The 3,800-nt window shown below is 75.3% G+C and carries 4 protein-coding genes; 2 read left to right on the plus strand and 2 right to left on the minus strand.

Translation table 11 applies throughout. The annotated features are described in order from the left end of the window. Both J1C73_RS20300 and J1C73_RS20305 read left to right on the plus strand, forming a co-directional pair. On the plus strand, nucleotides 1-546 hold a 546-nt coding region (locus tag J1C73_RS20300; RefSeq protein ID WP_207317662.1), incomplete at its 5' end, for a GTP-binding protein. Further along, nucleotides 543-1,259 (plus strand): urease accessory protein UreD, encoded by a 717-nt coding sequence (locus J1C73_RS20305; protein ID WP_207317663.1) that lies wholly within the window; start codon nucleotides 543-545, stop codon nucleotides 1,257-1,259. The genes J1C73_RS20300 and J1C73_RS20305, both read left to right, overlap by 4 nt. Nucleotides 1,260-1,287: 28 nt before the next feature. On the opposite strand, the gene J1C73_RS20310 is transcribed toward J1C73_RS20305, so the two are convergent. Beyond that, nucleotides 1,288-2,559 (minus strand): MFS transporter, encoded by a 1,272-nt coding sequence (locus J1C73_RS20310; RefSeq protein WP_207317664.1) that lies wholly within the window; start codon nucleotides 2,557-2,559, stop codon nucleotides 1,288-1,290. A gap of 132 nt (nucleotides 2,560-2,691) precedes the next feature. Further along, nucleotides 2,692-3,771, minus strand: coding sequence for a hypothetical protein (locus J1C73_RS20315; RefSeq protein ID WP_207317665.1), 1,080 nt, complete (start codon nucleotides 3,769-3,771; stop codon nucleotides 2,692-2,694). Nucleotides 3,772-3,800: the final 29 nt, after the last annotated feature.

The following is a 3,800-nucleotide window of genomic DNA, read 5'->3' on the forward strand; positions in this document are numbered from 1 at the left end:
TACACCGACGAGGACGCCCGCTTCCTGCGCTCGGCGGGCGTGCTGCCCACCGAACGCATCCGCGCCGTCGAGACCGGCGCCTGCCCGCACACCGCGATCCGCGACGACGTCAGCGCCAACCTGGACGCCGTCGAGGACCTGGAGGAGGCGTACGGCCCCCTGGACCTGGTGCTCATCGAGAGCGGCGGCGACAACCTCACCGCCACCTTCAGCCCGGCCCTCGCCGACGCGCAGCTCTTCTGCATCGACGTGGCGGGCGGCGGCGACGTCGCGCGCAAGGGCGGCCCCGGCATCACCGGCGCCGACCTCCTGATCGTCAACAAGACCGATCTGGCCTCCTACGTGGAGGTCGACGTGCCCGCCATGGTCGCCGACGCCGAGGCGGCCCGCGGCGGTCTCCCCGTCCTCGCCCTCTCCAAGAAGGACCCGGCCTCCATCGCCGAACTCGCCGACTGGGTGAGGTCCCTGCTGGTGCGCCACCGCTCGGGCACCCACATCCCCACCGACCCCGGCCCGATGGCGCCGCACAGCCACACCCACCCGTGACCGATCCGACCGTCGTCGCCGTGGAGCGCGACGAATCGGGCCGCCAGCTCGCCCGCGAACTGCGCCCCGGCGCCTTTCTCGCCCCCCGCCCGCTGCTGCCGTGCCCCGGCCGGACCCGGATCGCCCTGGTCGGCATCCGGGCCGGACTGCTCGCCGGCGACGAGCTGGCCCTGGACATCTCGGTCGGTCCGGGCGCGCACCTGGAACTGGTCGAGCCGGCCGGACTCGTCGCCTACGACCACCGGGGCGGCTCGGCCCGGTGGCGGGCCCGCGTCGATATCGCCGAGGGCGGCGAACTCACCTGGCACGGGCTGCCGTTCGTGGTGTCCACCGGGGCGGGCGTCGAGCGGACCATGGACGCCCGGCTCGCGTCCGGGGCCCGGATGCTGTGGCGCGACACCCTGGTCCTCGGCCGCTCCGGGGAGCGCGGCGGACGGGTCCGGGCCACGACCCGGGTGACGTACGAGGGCCGCGACCTCCTGGTCGAGGACCTCGACCTCACCGACCCGGACGTGCGCGAACTCCCCGGCATCCTGGGCCCGAACCGCGTCATCGGCTCGGTCGCCGCACTCGGCGCCAGGCCGCCCGGACCCCCGCACCCCTACCGGATGGACCTTGCCGGACCGGGTGCGCAGGTGCGGCTGCTGGACACGGTGGCGCCGGCGGTGGAGGCGGAGCTGACCGCGGTCTGGGAGTCCTGGCTCACCGGCTGACAGACCCTGAGGGCCGACGGCGGCGCGATCAAGCTCCGCTGACCCGGCCCCGGGCCTCCTCTCCCGCGCGCCGGGTGCGGCGGGGGCGGCGGGGGCGCACCAACGCCGCCGCGCACAGCAGCGCGGGCGCTGCCGCCAGGGCGAAGCACAGCGCGAGCGGCAGCCGCCCGACGAGCAGCCCGACCGCCGCGGTGCCGCCCGAGGCCCCGGCGTTGAACGCCGTGTTGACCCAGGCGCCCGCCTGGGTGCGCCGGGCGGCGTCCACGGACTCGTCCGCGATCAGATACGCGGTCGTGAGGACCGGGGCGACGAACAGCCCGGCGACCGCGACGAAGGCGGCCAGCACGTACACACGCGGCGAGAGACCGGCCGCCATCAGCGCCGCACCCATCCCCGCGGCCGCCACCACCAGCCGCACCCGGCTCGGCGCATTCCACCGGACCGCCCCGTACGCCAGACCGCCGACGGCGCTCCCGGCCGAGAGGGCGGCCAGCACCCAGGACACCGCCGCCGCCTGGCCGCGCTGCTCGGTGAACGCCACCACCAGCAGTTCGAGCGCCCCGAGGCAGAGCCCCACGGCGGCCGTCACCAGCACCGCACGGCGCAGAGCGGGGATGCCGTGCAGTCGCAGCCGGGGACCGGCGGGGGTGCCGGCCGAGGCCGGTGCGGGGCTCGCGTGCTTACGGGGCACCGCCGGTGACGACACCAGCGCCAGCGCCCCCACGAACACCAGCACGGCACCGGCCAGCACACCGGCCGCGGGCCGGCCGGCCCGCACGACCAGGCCCACCAGCAACGGGCCCGTGACGTACAGCAGTTCCTCGGCGACGCCGTCCAGGCTGTACGCGCGCTGCAACAGCTCCCGGTCCGGGACGAGACCGCTCCACAGCGTCCGCATGACCGGGCCCAGCGGCGGAGTGCAGACGCCCGCCGCCACGGCGAGCGCCCCCAGGGCGAGGGGCGGGGCGCCGGGCCGCCAGGTGACCAGGGCGAGCACGCCGAGCACCGCCGCGTACAGGCCCGCCATCGGAGGCAGGACCCGGCGCGGCCCGTACCGGTCGATCAGCGCGGCACGGGCGGGGGAGAGGAAGACGCTGGCGGCCCCGAACAGGGCCATGGCGCCGCCGGCGACGGAGTACGAACCGGTGGCGTCCTTGATCGCCAGCAGCAGGGCGAGCGGGACCATCCCGTACGAGAGCCGCCCCAGCAGCGCGGCGCCGAAGGTGCGCAGGGCATGGGGGGTGCGCAGGACAGTGGCGTACGAGGGCGCGGGCGAGGGCGCGGAAGAAGAGGTGAGCACGATGACATTCCTCGTGAGGGCAGCGCGGGAACACGGCGCTGCGGGTATGCGGGGACACCGGAGTGCCGCACCCGGAGTGCCGGGTGCGGTCAGTGCGGGGTCCTACGCGCGAGGAGGAGTCACGCGGGCAGATTAGCAGAGCGGGCGGCGCTCCGGCAGGGAGCCTGCGGACGTCTCGCTGGTGTCCGGACCGGCCGCCATGATGTCTTCGGCGGCCGCCCACAGCCGGGGCAGGAACCGGATGACCTCCTCGCGGCGGGCCAGGATGTCCGTGGTGCCGGTGATCCCGGTGAGCTCGGCGACGGCCGCCTCGAACGCGGGCAGCCGTGCGGCGTGCAGCGCGGGGGCGTCCACGGCCAGCACCGTGTGGCAGCGGGCGAGCGTCGCGACGATCCAGAAGACCGCCTCGCGGTGGTCACCCCGGTCCAGGAGTTCCAGACTGCCGTCGACGGCGATCGGACGCGCCTGTGCGGTGAGGTCGCTGCTGAAGAAGAACGGTGTGCGCGCGACCGGGACCGTGGCGTCGAACGTCCGGGTCAGCTCGGCCACATGGTGCCGCACCCGCCGCTCGGAGACGTCCGCGCAGCCGAGCAGTCCCAGCAGCTCCGGATAGAGCTCCGGCTGCCCGTGCGCGGTCAACACCTCGCGCGCGGCCGGATAGCGCAGCCGGACGGTGGGGTTGCGCAGTGCGGCGACCAGCAGGACGTGCGTGGTGACCCCGGTGGGGAACATCCAGGCCGGCACCTGCTCGTGAAAGGGCGCGGAGGCGTCGAACGCGGCAAGGCGGCTCTCGACCCGGTGCCGGGCGTCCAGGCACCGCCGGCGCACCCAGTCCCGCCCGGCGAACCGCGGCGCGACCTCCGCGTACAGGGCGCGCAGCCGGCCGGTGGGATCGTCGATGACCGTGTCACTGCGGAAGCTGCCCGCCAGATGGTACGAGGAGAGCACCGCCGCCGGGTCGCGGAGCTCGGCCCACGGTGAATAGCTGATCTCCAGCAGGGCGCCCTCGTAACGGAGTTTGCCGGGTTTGACGGGCGGTTCGTCCTGCGCCGTGACGACCATGACGTCGACGTCGGACGAGGACGGCAGCTCGGCGTCGTCCGGCTTGCCCACGGTCGACCCGCTGAAGTAGGCCCCGCGGTAGCCGGGGGCGCGCCGGGCGTGCGCGGCCACCCAGCGGACTGCGGCGGCGCGTGCCGCTCCGACTCTCACCACGGGACTCCTCAGGGCCGGTACCGGCC

This window comes from Streptomyces laculatispora, from assembly GCF_017353455.1.
Lineage (GTDB): Bacteria > Actinomycetota > Actinomycetes > Streptomycetales > Streptomycetaceae > Streptomyces > Streptomyces laculatispora.